We start from the raw sequence: 17,905 nt of genomic DNA, 5'->3' as shown, positions 1-17,905 counted from the left end.
CTCATCTCCTTTGCACGCGCTGCACCACCGGCAGCACGCGGATGGCGCTCAGCACGCGCTCCAGATGCTCGACGCCCTCCACCTGCAAGCGGAAGTGGATGTTGAACAGGCCGTCGCCGTCGCGGCTGCTGTCCTGGGTGTCGGCGCTTTCGATATTGGCCGAGGCCTGGGAAATCGCGGTGGCGATGTCGGCCAGCGCGCCGCGCTCATTGCGGGACAGCACGCCGACGGTGACGCCGAACATGCGGTCGCGCTGCGCTTCCCAATTGACGTCCAGCAGCTTGTCGTGATCCGCCCGCCGCGCGTTCGGGCAGCCCTTGCGGTGGATGACCAGGCCCTGGCCCTTGGTGATGACGCCCAAAATGTCGTCGCCCGGCAGCGGGTTGCAGCACGGCGACAGCTGCACCATGCCGCCCTCGTTGCCGCGTATGGTCACCGGCCCCACTTTCACTTCCTCGCCCAAGCGCTCGCCGGCCAGCTCCAGCAGCCGGCGCGCCACCACGATGGGCATCAGCTTGCCGGCGCCGATGTCGGCCAGCACGTCCTGCTGCGAGGCGAGCTTCTCGCCGAAAGCGGCCAGATACTCCACCCACAGCTCCTCGCTCAAGGCCAGCGGCGTTACCGCCAGCGCGCCTATCGCCTGCTTGAGCAGCTTCTCACCCAGGCCGACCGCTTCTTCCTGCTGCAAACTCTTCAGGTAGTTGCGGATGCCAGAACGCGCGCGGCCGCTCTGCACGAAGGTCAGCCAGGACGGATTGGGCTTGGCCTGGGTGGAGGTGATGATTTCCACGGTGTCGCCGTTGCGCAGCACGGTGCGCAGCGGCACCAGCGCGTGATTGACGCGCGCGGCGATGCAGCGGTGACCGATGTCAGTGTGCACCGCGTAGGCGAAGTCCACCGGGGTCGCGCCCTGCGGCATCACCATGATCTTGCCCTTGGGCGTGAACACGTAGACTTCGTCCGGGAACAGATCGATCTTGATGTGCTCGAGGAATTCGACCGGATCGTCGCTCTCCTCCTGCATGTCCATGATTTTTTGCAGCCACTGGTGGGTGCGCTGCTGCGCGGTGTTGACGCCGTCGCCGCTCTTGTACATCCAGTGCGAGGCCACGCCGGCCTCGGCCACGCTATTCATTTCGCGGGTGCGGATCTGCATCTCCACCGGCGTGCCGTAGGGGCCGAACAAGGTGGTGTGCAGACTCTGATAGCCATTACCCTTGGGAATGGCGATGTAATCCTTGAATTTGCCGGGAATCGGCTTGTACAGGCTGTGCAGCGCGCCCAGGGCCAGGTAACAGCCGGGAATGTCGTTGACGACGACGCGGAAGCCGTAGATGTCCAGCACCTCGGAAAACGACAGGTGTTTTTCCTGCATTTTCTTGTAGATGCTGTAGAGGTTTTTCTCTCGCCCCTTGATCGTGGCTTCGATATTGCTCTGCACCAGCTTCTGGCTGACGGATTGCAGGATCTTGGTGACCACTTCGCGGCGATTGCCGCGCGCGGCGCGCACCGCCTTGGACAACACGCCGTAGCGATGCGGGTGCAGGTGCTTGAACGCCAGGTCCTGGAGTTCGCGGTAAACCTTGTTCAGGCCGATGCGGTTGGCGATCGGCGCGTAGATTTCCAAGGTTTCCAGCGCGATGCGGCGGCGCTTGTCCTCGCGCATCGAATCCAGCGTGCGCATATTGTGCAGCCGGTCCGCCAGCTTGACGATGATGACGCGGATGTCGCGCGCCATCGCCAGCACCATTTTGCGGAAGCTTTCCGCCTGCGCGGTTTCCTTGGTCTGGTATTCCAGCCGCTCCAGCTTGGAGAGGCCGTCCACCAAATCGGCGATGATCTTGCCAAACTTTTCGATCAGCGTCGGCTTGGTGACGCCGGTGTCTTCCAGCACATCGTGCAGCAAGGCGGCGGCGAGGCCCTGCACGTCCAACCGCCACTCGGCCAACATGCAGGCCACCGCCAGCGGGTGGGTGATATAGGGTTCGCCGCTCTTGCGGGTCTGCCCTTCGTGCGCCGCACGGCTGACTTCGAAAGCCTGCCGCAACAGCTGGACGTCCTCCGGCTTGAGATAACGCGCGACAGACTCGAAAAACGCTTGCGCTTCGCTGTCGATCAGGGCGTCGTAGTCGATTTCATCCTCAATGCCGGTTGCCATAACCCACCACCCACTTGCAATCAGGCTTTGCCGCGGCTCAGAACTTCCTTGCCGACGTGGCCGGCGGCGATTTCGCGCAGCGCGACGACGGTGGGCTTATGGCGGCCGGCTTCAACGAAGGGGCTGGCGCCGGAAGCCACTTGGCGCGCGCGGTAGGCGGCGGCCAGGGTCAGGTCGAAACGGTTCTGGATGCGGTCCAGGCAATCGTCAACAGTAATACGGGCCATGTGCTTTCTTTCTTCAAAGTTGCCAAGGGCGTTGTCGGTCGCCGTTCTTGCGGCCGCGGCAACGCCCAGAGGGATCACTATATCTAAATTTTAGTCGACTCACCAACAAACGGTCGGATCAGCCGGTCTGTCCCATCCGCGCCAGCATCGTCGCCAGCTTGCGGCATTGGATGGCGCTGCGCAGCCGATTGGCGCGCACGACGCTGATCAGATCGAGGCGGGCGCGCTCGAAATCGTCGTTGACCACGATGTAGTCGTATTCGGCGATCTTGTCGATCTCGGCGCGGGCGGAAGCCAGCCGGCGGCGGATCACTTCCTCGCTGTCGGTGGCGCGTCCGCGCAGGCGGCGCTCCAGCTCTTCTATCGACGGCGGCGCGATGAAAATGCCTATCGCCTCGGGGAAGACCTTGCGCACTTGCTCGGCGCCCTGCCAGTCTATCTCCAGCAGAATGTCCTGCCCCACGGCCAGGCGGCTGCGTATCCACGGCGCGCTGGTGCCGTAGTAGTTGCCGTAGACTTCCGCGTACTCGAGGAAATCGCCGCGTTCGATCATGGACTTGAACGTGGCCTGATCGACGAAGTGGTAATGCTTGCCGTCCTCTTCGCCCTTGCGCGGCGCGCGCGTGCTATAAGAAATGGACAGTTCCACGGACGGCTCCGCCTGGAGCAAGGCCGCCACTAGCGAGGTTTTCCCCGCGCCGGAAGGAGCGACCACGATAAAAATATTACCGGTTGGCTGGCTCATGAAAGGTACTTCCTGCCAAATGAGTAATTCTCCAGAATACCATAAGCGCGTACCGGCTGTTAATCGCCAAGTTATTTTCACGTCAAGATTTAGGTAAATCTCTTCAGGCTGAATAAAATGGCTGGTTTTTTTCCTACCTATCTCCTTTGGAGCGCGTTTCGCCATGCAATTCCTTGACAGCTTCTTCAAGCTGAAAGAAAACGGCACCACGGTGAAGACCGAAGTCATCGCCGGCTTTACCACCTTCTTGACCATGGCTTACATCATCCTGGTCAACCCGCTGATCCTGTCGAGCACCGGCATGGACCTGAACGCCGTCTTCGTCGCCACCTGTCTGGCCGCGGCGCTGGGCACCGCCATCATGGGCCTGGTGGCCAATTACCCGATTGCGCTGGCGCCGGGCATGGGCCTGAACGCCTACTTCACCTTCAGCGTGGTCAAGGGCATGGGGCTGTCCTGGGAAACCGCGCTGGGCGCGGTGTTCATCTCCGGCATCGTGTTCCTGGCGGTCAGCCTGTTCCGCGTGCGCGAGGCCATCGTCAACGCCATCCCGCAGTCGCTGAAATTCGCCATTTCCGCCGGCGTCGGCATGTTCCTCGCCATCATCGCGCTGAAGAACGCCGGCGTGATCGCGCCACATCCGGAAACCTATCTGACCCTGGGCGACATCCACAAGCCCACCACCCTGCTGGCCATTCTGGGCTTCTTCCTGATCGTGGCGCTGGAATACCGCAAGGTGCCGGGCTCCATCATCATCGGCATCCTGGTGGTGACGGTGCTGTCCATCGCCATGGGCCTGTCTCCGTTCAAGGGCGTGGTGGCGCCGGTGCCGAGCATGGCGCCCACCTTCATGCAGATGGATATCGCCGGCGCCTTGCAAGCCGGCCTGATCGGCGTGATCTTCGTCTTCTTCTTCGTCGATCTGTTCGACACCACCGGCACCCTGGTGGGCGTGTCTCACCGCGCCGGCCTGCTGGACAAGGACGGCAAGCTGCCGCGCCTGAAGCGCGCGCTGCTGGCCGACTCGGTGGCGATCACCGCCGGCGCGGTAATGGGCACTTCGTCCACCACCGCCTATGTCGAGTCCGCCGCCGGCACCGCCGTGGGCGGCCGCACCGGCCTGACCGCCATGGTGGTGGCGCTGCTGTTCCTGGCCTCGCTGTGGCTGTCGCCGCTGGCCGCCACCGTGCCCGCCTACGCCACCGCGCCCGCGCTGTGCTATGTGGCGGTGCTGATGGCGCGCGGCCTGGCCGAGATCGACTGGAGCGATCTGACCGAATCCGCGCCGGCGGTGATGACCGCGCTGGCGATGCCCTTCACCTTCTCCATCGCCGACGGCATCGCCTTCGGCTTCATCAGCTACGCGGTGATCAAGATTCTGGCCGGCCGTTTCTCCGACCTGAAGCCGCCGGTACTGGTGATCGCCGCGCTGTGGATCTTCAAGCTGGCTTTCTTCCACTGAAACGTCAATAATTGATGCGGACTCCTAGCCTGCCGCGCTGCGCGGCGGGCTTTTTCTTGTGGGGCGCGCGGCGACTCTCTTTATTTCGAAGTACAATAAGGCCATGGAAAACCTTAGCAATCTCGACTACTCCAGCTATCTGAAAGGCTGGATCCGCACTGTGCCCAACTGGCCGCAACAAGGCGTGATGTTCCGCGACATCACCCCGCTGCTGCAGAACCCCAAAACCTTCCGCATGCTGATCGACATCTATGTGCATCGCTACATGATGGAGAAAGTGGACCTGGTGGCGGGCCTGGACGCGCGCGGCTTCATCATCGGTTCGGTGCTGGCTTACGAGTTGAACGTAGGCTTCGTGCCCATCCGCAAACGCGGCAAGCTGCCCTTCACCACGGTGGAGGAGGAGTACGAGCTGGAATACGGCAACGCCGCGGTGGAAATGCACACCGACGCCTGCAAGCCGGGCGACCGCGTCATCCTGATTGACGATCTGGTCGCCACCGGCGGCACCATGATGGCCGGCTACAAGCTGCTGAAGCGCATGGGCGCCGACGTGCTGGAAGCCGCCGCCATCATCGAACTGCCCGAACTGGGCGGCGGCAAGCTGGTGCGCGACGGCGGCCTGGAGTTGTTCACCGTCTGCGCTTACTGAGCCAGATTCGTCGGCCAAGCGAACGGAGCCCTCGGGCTCCGTTTTTGTTTGGCCGCGTCTTAATCCGCCTCCACCGCCACTTTCAGCGCCTGGCCGCGCGCGCTCAGCTTCAGCGGCGCGCCGGCGGTGCTGGGCAGCTTGCTGTCCACCGAGGCCGCCGTGCCGCGCACCTCGTATTGCAGCGTTGCGGACTTGGGCAGCGTCAGCGACAACTTGCCGGTGGTGGCGTCCAGCGACAAGGAGCCGCTGGGCTTGGCGTCGGTCAGCTTCACCTTCGCCTTCACCGCCTGGCCGTCAAAAACCATGTCGCGGCTGCTGCCTTCGAAACTCAAGGTCAGCGCCTGCCCCTTGAGCGCCAGCTTGTCGTAAGCGCCCTTGGCCTGCGCCCTGATCGCGTCGGCGGACATGGACAGGCTGGCGGCTTTGCCGTCCATCGTTAGATCCACCGCCCGGCTGTCCACCCGGATCGCCGAATACGCGCCGCGGATCGACCCCTTGACCGCAGCCAGCCCCAATTCCACCTGTTTGCCCGGCTTCAGATTGCCGGCGATCTCCAACCCGCAACTGCTGCCCAACAGCTTGTCGTTGAGCTTGACCGTGATCGTGACCACGCCGCCTGCGCGCCGCACCAGGGCGCTGCACTGCTTGGCGTCCCAATTGCTTTTGTTCAGGTCCAGCTGATACGGCCGCTTGTCGTCCGCGCTCAGCTTGAGCACGGCCGCGTCGCCGTTGATCACCAGCTTTTCAATCGGCGCTTCCGCCGCGTAAGCCGCCCCGCCGCCCATCAGCCCCATCAATGCCAGCAAGCGCACTATCCCACGCCTCATCACGCACCCCTTTCCCAAGTAGAAGCCGCCGCCTTGGCCGGCGGCGGTGGTTTTCCTCACTGCATGAACAACCAGTACATCGCGATCACACCGCAAGCGGCCGCCATCCCACCCACCGCGTGGCGGGCCAACCGCGCCCACTGAGCGCTCAGCGAGCCTTTGCGCGCAAGAATCGAAACGGTCCGTCGCGAATCCGCCCACGCGGCGATCAGGCGGCTCTCATTGCGCTGATCGGCCACCGCCTCGCGAATGTATTCGCGATAGTCGCTGAGAATCTTGCGCAGCTCGGCTTCGGGCAAGCGCTCCATGGTCAGCTGCAATTGTTGAATGCATGCATCGTGTTTCATGTTTCTCTCCCAAGTCCGGTCAAAAACACCACTCCTCACACCGCGTTGCCGCCCAAGCCCCTGCCCGCCACCAAATCGATCTGATAACGGACGTAACGCACCAGCCCGCGCCAGGTCAGCCGCGTCAGCCATACGCAGAACACCAGCCCCAATCCGCCAACCAATAACAGCACCAGACCGCTGACCGCCGCCGACCCCTGCAGCGACAAGCCCGGAATGCCGTCGATCTCGATATGGTCCTTGCCGTCCTTCAGCGACAGCCGGTTATCCTTGATCACCAGCGAGCTCTCGCCGTCGTTCAACACCAGATCGCCGGCTTCTCCGGCTTCGCCGACGGCGGCGGAGGCCTGCGCCGAGATCATCCGCCAACGCAGCGAACGGCCATCCCCATCCTGCGCCAGCACCATGCTGTCGCCTCCGTCCGAAACCAGCGTCAGCGCGCTCAGCTGGCCGCGCTCCAGGCTGACGGAGCGTTCGCTCTCGTGTTTGATCGTTTGCCGCGCCGCCGGATTGCTAGCGTCCACTTTCAACTCGCCGCCGTCGTAGCTGACCCTGACCGGCTCTCCGCTACGCAACTTCAGGCTGGCGGTTTCATCCTCCTCCAGCGTCAGCAACAGCCTCCCCTGCTTCAGGCTCACGCCGTGGACCGGCTCCCCATCGGCTTGAAGCTTGAACTCGATCTTGCCGTTCTCGGGCGACAGGCTGGGCTCCAGTTCCGGCCAGCCGAACAGGCTGTTGCCGCCCCAGGCCGCCACCAGCGCCACGCCGGCGATCAACAGGCTGCCGGACACCATATAGCCTATGGACAGGCATAGCAGGTAGATCATGAAGGGCAGCGCCAGGAAGAAGTTCAGCACGCCCAGGCCGGCGACCGAAGCCACCACCCTCATCAAATTGCCGAAGGAACGATGGCTTTCCCATTGGCGGTAATGCGCCTGCGCCTTCAGTTCCTTGGCCAGCTTCTGCGGGCTGCCCAGGGCGGCGACCACCTCGTCCTCGTCGCGGCCGGCTTCTTGCGCGTCGCTGAAGTACTCTTGGTAGTCGGCGACGATTTCACGGATTTCCTCGGCCGGCATCCCCGCCAGGGCCTGTTCCAATTGCGCTAAAAACGCTTTGCGGTTCATGCTTGTTGTTCTCCCGGCTGGCCGGCCGCCGGCAGGCGGCTCAGCACGCTGTCCACTTCGCTGACGAATTCCTGCCACTCGCGCCGCATCAATTCCAACTCCCGTTTGCCCGCCTCGGTCAGCGTGTAATATTTACGCGACGGCCCGGACGCCGACTCCACCAGATAGGTGCTGACCCAGGATTCGTTCTGCAGCCTGCGCATCAACGGATAGATCGTCCCTTCGCTGATTTCCATCGTGCGCGACAAAGTGCTGACCAATTCGTAGGCATAGCTGTCGGACTGGGCCAATACCGCCAATACGCACATGTCCAGGGTCCCCTTCTTCAACTGGGTTTTCATCTTGCCTTCCTTGAAACGGCCCGGTTCTTTCCACCCAACTACCTTGCATTGCAAGATAGTTAGACGGACCAAGGCATCAATCTGCTTGTGATTGCACTATACAAACCACTACCTTGTACCGCAAGGTATCTTTCATTACCCAATGACAAATCACTGTCACTGCGGCTTTCTCGCAACAAATCAGAATGTCATTACTGACACCATATTGCGTTGCAAAATACGCCTTGGCATCCATAATTCAACAGCAACAATGACATTGAACTAAGTCATACTCCCAACCGGTTGCAACAACCGGCCACTCTCTCGACGAGGACTCCGATGGCAAAAGCAAACAGGCCCAGCATCGCGCTGGTCTTGGGCGGCGGCGCGCCCAACGCAACCTTGATGGCCGGCGCGCTGGTCGCGCTGATGGAGGCCGGCGTCGAATTCGACATCATCTCCACCTCCGGCGCCGGCGCCATCGTCGGCCTCTTGTACGCGGCGCCGCGCAAGGGCTCGCCGCTGGACAATTTGCGGCGGCTGGCCGATCTCGGCGTATCCGATCCGATCTACCGGCTGCTGCCGATCAACTACAAGGTGTTCAACAAACCCGGCCCGGCCGCCGACCTGTGGCGCAGCTGGCAAAGCCAGAACCCCCTGTTGCAGAGCATTCAACAACAGGCCGATCAAGGGCCTTGGCAGCGTCTGCTGGCCGACTGGACATCGCTGCTGCTGGCCACGCTCTGCCCCAGCGATCTGGGCCCCAACAGCCAAGGCCTGTGCGCGCACGTGCCCTTTATCGAGGAGATCGTGGATTTCGACCGCCTCAAGACCATTGCGCCGCAGTTCTACCTGAACGCCTACAACATCAGCCGCGGCGAGATGCGTTGCTGGGACAAGAGCGAGATCGGTCATGAACACTTCCTGGCCGCGCTGTCCTTTCCCTTCATCTACCCGCCGTATCCGCTGGCCGACGGCGATTACATCGAAGGCGCGGCCATAGACACGCTGAACTTCAAGCAATTGTTCCGCGATCATCCTCACATCGACTACACCCTGGTGTTCGACGTGCTGGGCAGCGACCGGCTCCTGCATCCGCCGCGCGGCCTTTACGACGCCTGGGTGCAATCCATCATCACCCCGCTGACCGAAATCGCGCGCGACGACCTGAAGCTGTTCGAAGCCTTGCACAATAAGGACGAGCAAGGCCGGCCGCGCACCGAGGTGCTGAAGATCCAGTTCGACCAACTGATTGACCCGCAACGCCGCGCCGAGGAGCTGGACTGGTCGCACTCCAATCTGTCCCAGCTCTACCAGATCGGCTATCAAGCCGGACAGGACCTCCTCCGCCAGCACCGCGGCAAGCTGCTGGGCTAGACGCCGCCAATAAAAAAGGGCTGCCTGACGGCAGCCCTTGACGCTTGGCTAAGCAAAAACGGCATCAATACCAGCTGATGCCGGCCTGCTCGGTGGAGATCACCGTGCCGGCCTCGCCCTTGACGATTTTCTCGATGTCTTCCAGCGCGCCGATCACGGCCTTCTTGCCGGTCAGACGGGCAAACTCGCAAGCCGCCTCCACTTTCGGGCCCATCGAGCCGGCGGCGAAACCCAGTTTGTCCATCTCGTCCGGATGGGCCTGCTTGATCGCCTTGGCTTCCGGCGTGCCCCAACCGATGAACACGCTCTTCACGTCGGTGGCGATCACGAAGTAATCGGCGTCGATTTCACGCGCCAGCAAGGCGGAGGCTAGATCCTTGTCGATCACCGCTTCCACGCCCACCAGCTTGTCGCCCTCGTACATGGTGGGGATGCCGCCGCCGCCGGCGGCGATCACGACCACGCCTTTTTCGATCAGCCACTTGATCGGGCGCATTTCGAAGATGCGCTTCGGTTTCGGGCTGGGCACCACGCGGCGGAAGTATTCGCCGTCGGCCTTCACCGTCCAGCCTTTTTCCGCAGCCAGCTTGTCCGCCTCTTCCTTGCTGTAAACCGGGCCGACGAATTTGGTCGGATTCTTGAAGGCCGGGTCCTTGGCGTCCACTTCGGTCTGGGTCAGGATGGTGGCGATCGGCACTTCGAAGGGCAGCACATTGCCCAGTTCCTGCTCAACCATGTAGCCGATCATGCCTTCGGTCTGCGCGCCCAGCACGTCCAGCGGATAGGGCGTCACTTTTTCGTCCACGTGGCGGGCGTAGGCGTCGTTCTGCAGGCCCAGCAGGCCCACTTGCGGCCCGTTGCCGTGGCACATCACCAGGTTGTGGCCCAGCCGGGTCACGCCGGCCAGTTGTTCGGCGGCCACTTTGACGTTGGCGCGCTGGTTGTCGGCGGTCATGGCCTCGCCGCGACGTTGCAGGGCATTGCCGCCCAGAGCTACGACGACTCGCATATTCTATTCCTCGCTATTGCCGCGCCCGCCGTCTGCGACGGCGAGCCGCGTGCTTGATGTGAAACCGGCCAAGGTTCCCGGTCAGGGAAGCCTTGGCCGGCAAAGTGCAGCTAGGGATGCCTAGGGCCGGATCAATCGCCCAGCGTGGCCACCAGGATGGCCTTGATGGTGTGCATGCGGTTCTCGGCCTGTTCGAAAGCGATGCAAGCTTCGGACTCGAACACGTCCTCGGTCACTTCGATGCCGTTGGCCAGGTCCGGATATTGCGCGGCGATTTCCTTGCCCACCTTGGTTTCGCTGTTGTGGTAGGCCGGCAGGCAGTGCATGAACTTCACTTGCAGGTTCTCGGCGGCGGCCATCAGCGCGGCGTTCACTTGGTAAGGCTTCAGCAGCTTGATGCGTTCGGCCCAGACTTCGGCCGGCTCGCCCATGGATACCCATACGTCGGTGTGGATGAAGTCGGTGCCCTTGACCGCCGCTTTGGCGTCCTCGGTCAGCGTGATGCGCGCGCCGGTCTTGGCGGCGATTTCGCGGCACTGAGCCACCAGTTCGTCGGTCGGCCACAGGTGCTTGGGCGCGCCGATGCGCACGTCCATGCCCAGTTTGGCGCCGATCACCAGCAGGGAGTTGCCCATATTGTTGCGGGCGTCGCCCAGATAGGTGTAGCTGATCTGGGAGATGGGCTTATCGCTGTTTTCCCACATGGTCAGCACGTCGGCCAGCATCTGGGTCGGGTGCCATTCATCGGTCAGACCGTTGTATACCGGCACGCCGGCGAACTTGGCCAGCTCGGTTTCCACCATGTGCTGGTCGAAGCCGCGGTATTCGATCGCGTCATACATGCGGCCCAACACGCGGGCGGTGTCCTTCATCGATTCCTTGATGCCGATTTGCGAACCGGACGGCCCAAGGTAAGTCACGTTGGCGCCCTGGTCGTAGCAGGCCACTTCAAACGCGCAGCGGGTGCGGGTGGAGGTTTTTTCAAAGATCAGGGCGATGTTCTTGCCCTTCAGGTGCTGCTGTTCGGTGCCGGTGTACTTGGCGCGCTTCAGGTCGCGGGCCAGGTCGAGCATGTAGCGGATTTCGCGCGGGGTGAAGTCCAGCATGCGGAGGAAGTTACGGTTGCGCAGATTGAAAGCCATGATATTGCTCCTGATTAGAGTCTGGGCAAGCCGGCCGTCGTTTCCGGGGAAACCGGCGGTCAACCTGTCTTTTTGCACATGAATCTTGGGTTTTCCTCCCGGCCGCGCCTGCGGCCGGGACACTACAACTGAATTACAGTTTCACTTCGTCGCGAGTGATCGGGCAGGTCATGCAGTGACCGCCGCCGCGGCCGCGGCCCAGCTCGGAAGCCGGAATCTCGATCACTTCCACGCCATGCTCGCGCATCAGGCGGTTGGTATAGGTGTTGCGGTCGTAGGCCACCACCACGCGGCGATCCAGCGCCACCACGTTGTTGCCGTCATCCCACTGTTCGCGTTCGCGCTGGTAGGCGTCGCCGCCGGTCTGGATCACGCGGATTTCCTTGAGACCCAGCGCCTGGCGCACCACTTCCACCAGATGCACGCCTTCGTGGCGTTCGAAGCGGATTTCGCCTTCGCGGTCGCCAACGTACATGCTGGTGCAAGTGATGTCGTCCACCACGTCCGGGAACAGCGACAAGAGATCGATGTCGAGGAAGCTGAACACGGTATCCAGGTGCATCGCCGCACGGGACTTAGGCATCTGGCAAGCGATCACGCGAGTGGCGCCGCCTTCCTTGCCCAGCACGCGTTTGGCCACTTGCACCACCGCCTGCGGGCTGGTGCGCTCGCCCATGCCGATCAGGACCACGCCGTTGCCGATAGGCATCACGTCGCCGCCTTCCAGCGTGGCCGGGCCGTGTTCCTGGTCGCAATCGCCCCACCATACTTTCACCTTGCCGGCGAACATCGGGTGGAATTTGTAGATGGATTGCAGGATCAGGGTTTCCTGACGACGCGCCGGCCAGTACATCGGGTTCAGCGTCACGCCTTCATAAATCCAGCAAGACGGGTCGCGCTGGAACAGGCTGTTCGGCACCGGCGGCAGCACGAATTCGGATTGGTCCAGGTAGCCGCCGAACAGGCCTTTCGGGTCGAACGGCAGTTCGAATTTGGCGATGCCGCCCACCAGATGCTCGGCCAGTTGCGAAGACGGCATTTCGTCCAGCCAGCTGCGCAGATCGCGCAACATGCCGATACCTACGTTGTCGGCCTTGACCTTGCGGTCCAGAATCCAGGCACGGGAAGCTTTGTCGTCCAAGACCTTGGCCAGCGCGTCGTGCACCTCCACCACTTCGATGCCGCGGGAGCGCATTTGCTCAACCATGTAAGCATGGTCTTTCTGTGCGCGTTCCACCCAGATCACGTCATCGAACAACAGGCCGTGGCAGTTGTCCGGGGTCAGGCGCTTATGCGCCAGGCCGGGACGGCACACCATCACAGTTCGCAACTTGCCGCACTCGGAATGAACACCAAACTTGGTCATGACAAACTCCTTAATGATATTGGGGGAGCTGGTGGAGGCCCGTGGATCTCGCGCGCCTCCGGTAATCTTCTTACAAGGTTCCGGCTTAGAGCGTCAGCGCTCCGGTTGCCAGTTCGTAGGCGGCGAACAAGCCCGCCACTACAATCAGCGCAGCCAGTACCGCCTCGGCGCCGGTGAACGCTTTCTCGCCGCGTTCCTTGCGAGCCCACAGGTAGAACAGCAGGCCCGGGGCGTACAGCACCATGGACAGGAACAGATACTTCAGGCCGGCGGCGTAGATCAGCCAGACACCGTAGACCGAGGCGACGGCGGCGATGCTGAACTCTTTGCCGCTGGATTCGCCCTGGGCGTAGCCCTCGCCGCGCTTGGCCACCAGCAAGGCGTAGCCGGAGCACAACAGGTAAGGAATCAGAATCATCGAGGTGGCCAGCGACAGCAACGCCAGGTAGCCCGCGGAACTGAACAGCGTGATGATCAGGAACAGTTGGATCAGGCCGTTGGTCAGCCACAGCGAGGCGGCCGGGGAGCCATTGGCGTTGGTGGTGCCGAATACTTTGGGCATCACGCCGTCCTTGCCCGCCAGGTAGGGCGCTTCGGAAGCCAGCAGCGTCCAGGCCAGCAGCGCGCCGCCCACCGAGATCACCAGACCGGCGTTCATCAGATTGGCGCCCCAGGGGCCGATGGCTTTTTCCAGCACATAGGCGGTGGACGGGTTCTTCAGCGCGGCCAGTTCAGTTTGCGACATCACGCCCAGCGACAGCACCGATACCGCAACCAGCAGAGCGATGGTCAGCAGGAAGCCGATCACGGTGGCCTTGCCCACTTCTTTCATGTTTTCCGCACGGCTGGAGAACATCGACGCGCCTTCGATGCCGATGAACACCCATACCGTCACCAACATGGTGCTCTTGACTTGATCGACGACCGAGCCGAGTTTGGCCGAGCCCCAGAAGTCCAGATTAAAGGTATCCACTTTGAAGGCGAAAATGACCAGCAGGATGAACAGCGCCAGCGGCACCAGTTTGGCCACGGTGGTGATGGTGTTGATGAAGGCCGCGCCGTGCACGCCGCGCAACACCAGGAAGTGCAAGGCCCACAACAGAATGGACGCGCAGACGATGGCGGTGGTGGTATTGCCTTCGCCGAACACCGGGAACCAGAAGGCCAGCGCCGAGAACATCACCACAAAGTAGGATACGTTGCCGATCCAGGCCGAAATCCAGTAACCCCAGGCCGAGTTGAAGCCCATATAGTTGCCGAAACCCGCCTTGGCGTAGCCGTAGACGCCGCCCTCCACTTCCGGTTTGCGATTGGCCAGCATCTGAAAGGCGAATGCCAGAGTCAACATCCCGAAGAAGGTAATCACCCAACCGATCAAAATGGCGCCGGCTCCGGCGCCCGCCGCCATGTTCTGCGGTAGCGAGAAGATGCCGCCGCCGATCATGGAGCCCACCACCAGAGCGGTCAGCGCGCCAAGCTTGAGCTTGGGAGCGCCGCCGCCTTGGGTTTCAGTTTCCGTAGACATTTTCGTTCTCCGTGAGAGTACATTAACCTGCAAATCTGTTGTTATATAATTAAATTCTTATCATCTGAGACAATGGTATACCCCGGATTTAGTGATCGCCAGAACAGTCGAACATCCGTTTGACCTGCGTCAAATAGCGTCCTCCCGCTCCATTCGCCCCATCCCGACATTAGAACAAAAGCTTTATAGAAGCCCCAGACACAATTGGCAGAACTAACAATTGTGCTGCGCACAAAACATTTAATTAATTTTGTATTTAATTTTTATTAAAAATAAAACGCAATATCAGATTGTCTGAACGCGTCCAATAGAGAAGAGCCGCAAACGGCCAAAAGAGACGGGACAAAGAAGCAGTGAGATAAAGATGGAGAGAGGAGACGGAGAATAAGGCAGGCGGCCACGGCAATTGCGGGCAAAAAAAAGTGGATGCGGCCCACCACCGCATCCACCAACACACACATCAAGAGGATAAACACATCCTGTTTGCCCAGGCGCTCACTCCGGTTTTTTCACGTTCTTGAAAATCGCCACCAGAGCGCCCAGCACCACCAAGGTGGTCACCACAATGGTCACCAAGCTTAAAATGCCGACATCGTCGGAAAGAAGAAGAGTCAGAAGTTCCATCGCCACTCCTTTTCCGGGGCCACGCCCCATATAGGTTTCTTGATCCTCATCTTAGCCAGTTGGGCGGCCCGTCCATTGACGCAAATCAAATGGCATGACCCCCAAGTTTGATGCAAGACAAATAAAAAGCCCCTGGCTCGCGCCAAGGGCTCATTTCCTAAAAATCAGCAACTTATATCATTACAGTTGTGCGTCAGGCGATACAGTTCGAATCAGTTCAGCTGAAAAAATCGGCTTACGTCATCCCTGTCTCGCCGGCGTGTTCACTTGCTGCCGCCCATGTCCTTGGACAGGAAGAAGGCGTCGGAGAAGAACTCGTCTTCCGGCAAGCCGCGCTCGCGGGTGAAGCTGCCGTGCGCAGCCTCCACCATCAGCGGCGCGCCGCAGGCGTAAACCTGATAGCCGGCCAGATCGTCGAAATCCTCCAGCACCGCCTGGTGAACAAAACCGGTGCGGCCCGCCCACTCGTCGCCCGGCAGCGCGTCGGACAGCACGGGGATGAAGGTGATGTTGGGATGCTGCGCCTGCCAGGCGCCGGCCAGATCCGCCATGTAAAGATCCGCCTTGGTGCGCGCGCCCCAGTAGAACACCATCTCGCGCTGGATGCCGCTATGAATCGCGTGCTCGATGATGCCCTTGACCGGCGCGAAGCCGGTGCCGCTGGCCACGAAAAGAATGGGCTTGTCGGAGTCCTCGCGCAGGAAGAAAGAGCCCAGCGGGCCTTTGAAGCGCATGATCTCGCGCTCCTTCATCTGACTGAACACATACTCGGAAAAAGAGCCGCCCGGCTGATTGCGGATATGCAGTTCCAGGAAAGCGTCGTCATGCGGCGCGTTGGCGATGGAGAAACTGCGCTTCTTGCCGTCCTTCATCAGGATGTCGATGTATTGGCCTGCCTTGAACTGCAAGCGCTCGGACACCGGCAGCTTGAGCTTGAGCACCGCCACGTCGTGGATTTTTTCGATTTTCTCTACGCGGCACGGCAAGGTCTTGATCTGGATGTCGCCGGCGCCGGCCACTTCGCGCGCCTCGATGGCGATGTCGCCCTTGGGGCGGGCGCAACAGAACAGCGCCATGCCCTGGGCGCGTTCGGCCTCGGTCAAGGCCTTTTCCTGGAAACCGTCCTGGCTCACTTCGCCTTCCACCACCTTGCCTTTGCAGGCGCCGCACGCGCCGTCGCGGCAGCCGTAAGGCAGGCCCACACCCTGGCGCAACGCCGCTTCCAATACGGTTTCATGCGGCTCGACGCCAAATGTATGCCCGCTGGGGAGCACTTTCACCTGCGCTGTCATCTGTTTCCTCTACTCAATATCTGGCTAAAATGCGCATCATGCGAACCTTAATGATCATCGGCGCCGGCGATGTCGCGCGCCGCGCCCTGCCGGAACTGACCCGCCGCTGGCGGGTGCTGGCGCTGTGCCGTTCCAACGCTAGCGCGGAAGCGCTGCGCCGCCAGGGCGTCACGCCCATCCGGGGCGATCTGGACGACCCCCGCGCTTTGCGCCGTTTGGCCGGCCTGGCCGACGATCTGCTGCTGACCGCTCCCCCCCAGGAAATCGGCCGCAAGGACTTGCGCATGCGCAAGTTGTTGTCTGCGTTGGCAAAAGGTTGCAGGATACCACAGCGTCTAGTCTATATCAGCACCAGCGGCGTGTACGGCAATGCCGACGGGGCTTTGCTGGACGAAGGCGCCCGCCTCCGCCCGCACAATGACCGCGCCTGGCGCCGCCTGGACGCGGAAACCTGCTTGCGCGGCTTCGCCGCCGCCCACGGCTGCCAGTTGACGGTGCTGCGCGCGCCGGGCATCTACGCCGACGACCGCCTGCCGCTGAGCCGCTTCGCCTCGCAAACGCCGCTGATCCGGCCGGAGGAGGACAGCTGGAGCAATCACATCCACGCCGACGACCTCGCCGCCGCCTGCGTGGCCGCCTTGCTGCAATGCCGCGGCGGTCCGCGCGTATTCAACGCCAGCGACGATCAGCCGCTGCCGATCAGCGAATGGTATCGCCGGCTGGCCGCCGCGCTGGACCTGACCTTGCCGCCCCTGTTGCCGCGGGAGGAGGTCCGCGCCCGGGTCTCCGCTGGTCTATGGTCTTATATGATGGAGTCCAGACGGCTTAGCAACCGGCGCTTGCGCCGGGAATTGCTGCCGGCTCCCCGCTGGCCCGACACCGCCGACTACCTGGCGGCGCTGGCCCAAGCGCCGGAGCGCATCGCCGCCGCGCTCGCTTCGGCGGCCAAGATTCGGTAACATCGCGGTTTTTTTGAGTTTTTAAGCAGGCTTCTCTATGGAAAATCCGGCATTTCAACGCGCCATCCGCAGCTTCGTGCTGCGCCAAGGCCATCTGTCTCCCGGCCAGCAACGCGCGATGGACGAAGGCATGCCGCGCTGGGGCATCGAATACCGCCCCGAGCGCATCGATCTGGAGCAGGCCTTCGGCCGCGCCGCGCCCAAGATCCTGGAAATCGGCTTCGGCATGGGCGGCGCCACCGCCGAAATCGCCGCCGCCAATCCGGCTCAGGACTACCTGGGCGTGGAAGTGCATTCGCCCGGCGTCGGCAATCTGTGCAAGCTGATCGCGGAAAAGGAATTGAGCAATCTGCGCATCATCCGCCACGACGCGGTGGAAGTGCTGGACCACATGCTGGCCGACGGCAGCCTGGACGGTGTGCATATTTTCTTCCCCGACCCCTGGCACAAGAAACGCCACAACAAGCGCCGCCTGATTCAGGCCCCGCTGGTGGAGAAGCTGGTCGCCAAGCTCAAGCCGGGCGGCTATCTGCACGCCGCCACCGACTGGGAAGACTACGCGCTGCAGATCATGGAGGTGTTCAGCGGCCAGCCTCAGCTGGTCAACAGCGCCGACGGCTACGCGCCGCGCCCGGACTACCGGCCGCTGACCAAGTTCGAAGCCCGCGGCATCAAGCTGGGCCACGGCGTGTGGGACGTGATTTTCCGCCGGCGCTGATGTCCGCCCGGACCCGCCGCCAGCGGCGGGT

The 17,905-nt window shown here is 62.0% G+C and carries 18 protein-coding genes; 5 read left to right on the top strand and 13 right to left on the bottom strand.

Going from position 1 to position 17,905, the window contains the following annotated elements; genetic code table 11:
* Position 1: 1 nt before the first annotated feature.
* The 3 genes from NK214_RS03050 to gmk all read right to left on the bottom strand — a co-directional run bounded on the left by NK214_RS03050 (position 2) and on the right by gmk (position 3,130).
* On the bottom strand, positions 2-2,158 hold the full coding sequence (locus NK214_RS03050) for a bifunctional (p)ppGpp synthetase/guanosine-3',5'-bis(diphosphate) 3'-pyrophosphohydrolase (RefSeq protein WP_107800534.1): 2,157 nt from the start codon (positions 2,156-2,158) through the stop codon (positions 2-4).
* A 20-nt stretch (positions 2,159-2,178) separates the two neighbouring features.
* A complete protein-coding gene (gene rpoZ / locus NK214_RS03045; RefSeq protein ID WP_019103869.1) occupies positions 2,179-2,385 on the bottom strand; it encodes a DNA-directed RNA polymerase subunit omega in 207 nt (68 codons plus the stop codon).
* A gap of 118 nt (positions 2,386-2,503) precedes the next feature.
* Positions 2,504-3,130, bottom strand: coding sequence for a guanylate kinase (gmk, locus tag NK214_RS03040; protein ID WP_107800535.1), 627 nt, complete (start codon positions 3,128-3,130; stop codon positions 2,504-2,506).
* A gap of 163 nt (positions 3,131-3,293) precedes the next feature.
* Here gmk and NK214_RS03035 point away from each other — a divergent pair, with 163 nt between their 5' ends.
* Together NK214_RS03035 and NK214_RS03030 are read left to right on the top strand one after the other, a co-directional pair.
* Positions 3,294-4,592, top strand: coding sequence for an NCS2 family permease (locus NK214_RS03035; RefSeq protein WP_107800536.1), 1,299 nt, complete (start codon positions 3,294-3,296; stop codon positions 4,590-4,592).
* 103 nt (positions 4,593-4,695) lie between these two features.
* A complete protein-coding gene (locus NK214_RS03030) occupies positions 4,696-5,244 on the top strand; it encodes an adenine phosphoribosyltransferase (protein ID WP_019103866.1) in 549 nt (182 codons plus the stop codon).
* A 59-nt stretch (positions 5,245-5,303) separates the two neighbouring features.
* Here the strand turns inward: NK214_RS03030 and NK214_RS03025 are convergent, their stop codons facing one another.
* Genes NK214_RS03025 through NK214_RS03010 form a run of 4 tightly spaced genes read right to left on the bottom strand, consistent with a single transcriptional unit; the run spans position 5,304 to position 7,883 of the window.
* Positions 5,304-6,071 (bottom strand): hypothetical protein, encoded by a 768-nt coding sequence (locus NK214_RS03025; RefSeq protein WP_253313732.1) that lies wholly within the window; start codon positions 6,069-6,071, stop codon positions 5,304-5,306.
* A gap of 56 nt (positions 6,072-6,127) precedes the next feature.
* The gene (locus tag NK214_RS03020; protein WP_146176709.1) at positions 6,128-6,418 is read right to left on the bottom strand and encodes a hypothetical protein; all 291 of its coding nucleotides are present in this window, start codon (positions 6,416-6,418) and stop codon (positions 6,128-6,130) included.
* Between the two features lie 35 nt (positions 6,419-6,453).
* Positions 6,454-7,542: a DUF1700 domain-containing protein gene (locus NK214_RS03015; protein ID WP_235086650.1), complete on the bottom strand. Its 1,089-nt coding sequence runs from the start codon at positions 7,540-7,542 to the stop codon at positions 6,454-6,456.
* The gene (locus NK214_RS03010) at positions 7,539-7,883 is read right to left on the bottom strand and encodes a PadR family transcriptional regulator (RefSeq protein ID WP_107800540.1); all 345 of its coding nucleotides are present in this window, start codon (positions 7,881-7,883) and stop codon (positions 7,539-7,541) included. Before NK214_RS03010 ends, NK214_RS03015 begins: the two co-directional genes overlap by 4 nt.
* A 318-nt stretch (positions 7,884-8,201) precedes the next feature.
* Here NK214_RS03010 and NK214_RS03005 point away from each other — a divergent pair, with 318 nt between their 5' ends.
* Entirely contained in the window at positions 8,202-9,239 is a 1,038-nt protein-coding gene (locus tag NK214_RS03005; protein ID WP_107800541.1) for a patatin-like phospholipase family protein, read from the top strand.
* A gap of 64 nt (positions 9,240-9,303) precedes the next feature.
* On the opposite strand, the gene arcC is transcribed toward NK214_RS03005, so the two are convergent.
* The 6 genes from arcC to NK214_RS02975 form a co-directional block, all read right to left on the bottom strand.
* A complete protein-coding gene (gene arcC / locus NK214_RS03000) occupies positions 9,304-10,248 on the bottom strand; it encodes a carbamate kinase (RefSeq protein ID WP_107800542.1) in 945 nt (314 codons plus the stop codon).
* A 131-nt stretch (positions 10,249-10,379) separates the two neighbouring features.
* Positions 10,380-11,390: an ornithine carbamoyltransferase gene (locus NK214_RS02995; RefSeq protein ID WP_048409588.1), complete on the bottom strand. Its 1,011-nt coding sequence runs from the start codon at positions 11,388-11,390 to the stop codon at positions 10,380-10,382.
* A gap of 133 nt (positions 11,391-11,523) precedes the next feature.
* The gene (locus NK214_RS02990) at positions 11,524-12,756 is read right to left on the bottom strand and encodes an arginine deiminase (protein ID WP_043637845.1); all 1,233 of its coding nucleotides are present in this window, start codon (positions 12,754-12,756) and stop codon (positions 11,524-11,526) included.
* Positions 12,757-12,841: 85 nt separating this feature from the next.
* Positions 12,842-14,281, bottom strand: a complete 1,440-nt coding sequence (gene arcD, locus NK214_RS02985; RefSeq protein ID WP_107800543.1) for an arginine-ornithine antiporter — start codon at positions 14,279-14,281, stop codon at positions 12,842-12,844.
* A gap of 495 nt (positions 14,282-14,776) precedes the next feature.
* Positions 14,777-14,905: a DUF3149 domain-containing protein gene (locus tag NK214_RS02980; protein WP_019103856.1), complete on the bottom strand. Its 129-nt coding sequence runs from the start codon at positions 14,903-14,905 to the stop codon at positions 14,777-14,779.
* A 263-nt stretch (positions 14,906-15,168) separates the two neighbouring features.
* Positions 15,169-16,197: a CDP-6-deoxy-delta-3,4-glucoseen reductase gene (locus tag NK214_RS02975; protein ID WP_227104900.1), complete on the bottom strand. Its 1,029-nt coding sequence runs from the start codon at positions 16,195-16,197 to the stop codon at positions 15,169-15,171.
* A gap of 38 nt (positions 16,198-16,235) precedes the next feature.
* Between NK214_RS02975 and NK214_RS02970 the strand changes: the two genes are divergently transcribed.
* Together NK214_RS02970 and trmB are read left to right on the top strand one after the other, a co-directional pair.
* On the top strand, positions 16,236-17,156 hold the full coding sequence (locus tag NK214_RS02970; RefSeq protein ID WP_253313731.1) for an NAD-dependent epimerase/dehydratase family protein: 921 nt from the start codon (positions 16,236-16,238) through the stop codon (positions 17,154-17,156).
* Between the two features lie 37 nt (positions 17,157-17,193).
* Entirely contained in the window at positions 17,194-17,874 is a 681-nt protein-coding gene (gene trmB, locus NK214_RS02965) for a tRNA (guanosine(46)-N7)-methyltransferase TrmB (protein ID WP_253313730.1), read from the top strand.
* Positions 17,875-17,905: the final 31 nt, after the last annotated feature.

This window comes from Chromobacterium sp. S0633 (assembly GCF_024158805.1).
GTDB lineage: Bacteria > Pseudomonadota > Gammaproteobacteria > Burkholderiales > Chromobacteriaceae > Chromobacterium.
This window is presented reverse-complemented; position numbering and strand designations above follow the sequence as displayed.

What these genes read in the sequence shown, in the direction of transcription:
- NK214_RS03025 (WP_253313732.1), bottom strand. Translation starts at nt 6,071, where the DNA reads ATGAGGCGTGGGATAGTGCGCTTGCTGGCATTGATGGGGCTGATGGGC.
- rpoZ (WP_019103869.1), bottom strand. Translation starts at nt 2,385, where the DNA reads ATGGCCCGTATTACTGTTGACGATTGCCTGGACCGCATCCAGAACCGT.
- NK214_RS02975 (WP_227104900.1), bottom strand. Translation starts at nt 16,197, where the DNA reads ATGACAGCGCAGGTGAAAGTGCTCCCCAGCGGGCATACATTTGGCGTC.
- arcC (WP_107800542.1), bottom strand. Translation starts at nt 10,248, where the DNA reads ATGCGAGTCGTCGTAGCTCTGGGCGGCAATGCCCTGCAACGTCGCGGC.
- NK214_RS03015 (WP_235086650.1), bottom strand. Translation starts at nt 7,542, where the DNA reads ATGAACCGCAAAGCGTTTTTAGCGCAATTGGAACAGGCCCTGGCGGGG.
- NK214_RS03020 (WP_146176709.1), bottom strand. Translation starts at nt 6,418, where the DNA reads ATGAAACACGATGCATGCATTCAACAATTGCAGCTGACCATGGAGCGC.
- NK214_RS02970 (WP_253313731.1), top strand. Translation starts at nt 16,236, where the DNA reads ATGCGAACCTTAATGATCATCGGCGCCGGCGATGTCGCGCGCCGCGCC.
- NK214_RS02995 (WP_048409588.1), bottom strand. Translation starts at nt 11,390, where the DNA reads ATGGCTTTCAATCTGCGCAACCGTAACTTCCTCCGCATGCTGGACTTC.
- NK214_RS03010 (WP_107800540.1), bottom strand. Translation starts at nt 7,883, where the DNA reads ATGAAAACCCAGTTGAAGAAGGGGACCCTGGACATGTGCGTATTGGCG.
- trmB (WP_253313730.1), top strand. Translation starts at nt 17,194, where the DNA reads ATGGAAAATCCGGCATTTCAACGCGCCATCCGCAGCTTCGTGCTGCGC.
- NK214_RS02990 (WP_043637845.1), bottom strand. Translation starts at nt 12,756, where the DNA reads ATGACCAAGTTTGGTGTTCATTCCGAGTGCGGCAAGTTGCGAACTGTG.
- NK214_RS03030 (WP_019103866.1), top strand. Translation starts at nt 4,696, where the DNA reads ATGGAAAACCTTAGCAATCTCGACTACTCCAGCTATCTGAAAGGCTGG.
- gmk (WP_107800535.1), bottom strand. Translation starts at nt 3,130, where the DNA reads ATGAGCCAGCCAACCGGTAATATTTTTATCGTGGTCGCTCCTTCCGGC.
- NK214_RS03050 (WP_107800534.1), bottom strand. Translation starts at nt 2,158, where the DNA reads ATGGCAACCGGCATTGAGGATGAAATCGACTACGACGCCCTGATCGAC.
- NK214_RS02980 (WP_019103856.1), bottom strand. Translation starts at nt 14,905, where the DNA reads ATGGAACTTCTGACTCTTCTTCTTTCCGACGATGTCGGCATTTTAAGC.
- NK214_RS03005 (WP_107800541.1), top strand. Translation starts at nt 8,202, where the DNA reads ATGGCAAAAGCAAACAGGCCCAGCATCGCGCTGGTCTTGGGCGGCGGC.
- NK214_RS03035 (WP_107800536.1), top strand. Translation starts at nt 3,294, where the DNA reads ATGCAATTCCTTGACAGCTTCTTCAAGCTGAAAGAAAACGGCACCACG.
- arcD (WP_107800543.1), bottom strand. Translation starts at nt 14,281, where the DNA reads ATGTCTACGGAAACTGAAACCCAAGGCGGCGGCGCTCCCAAGCTCAAG.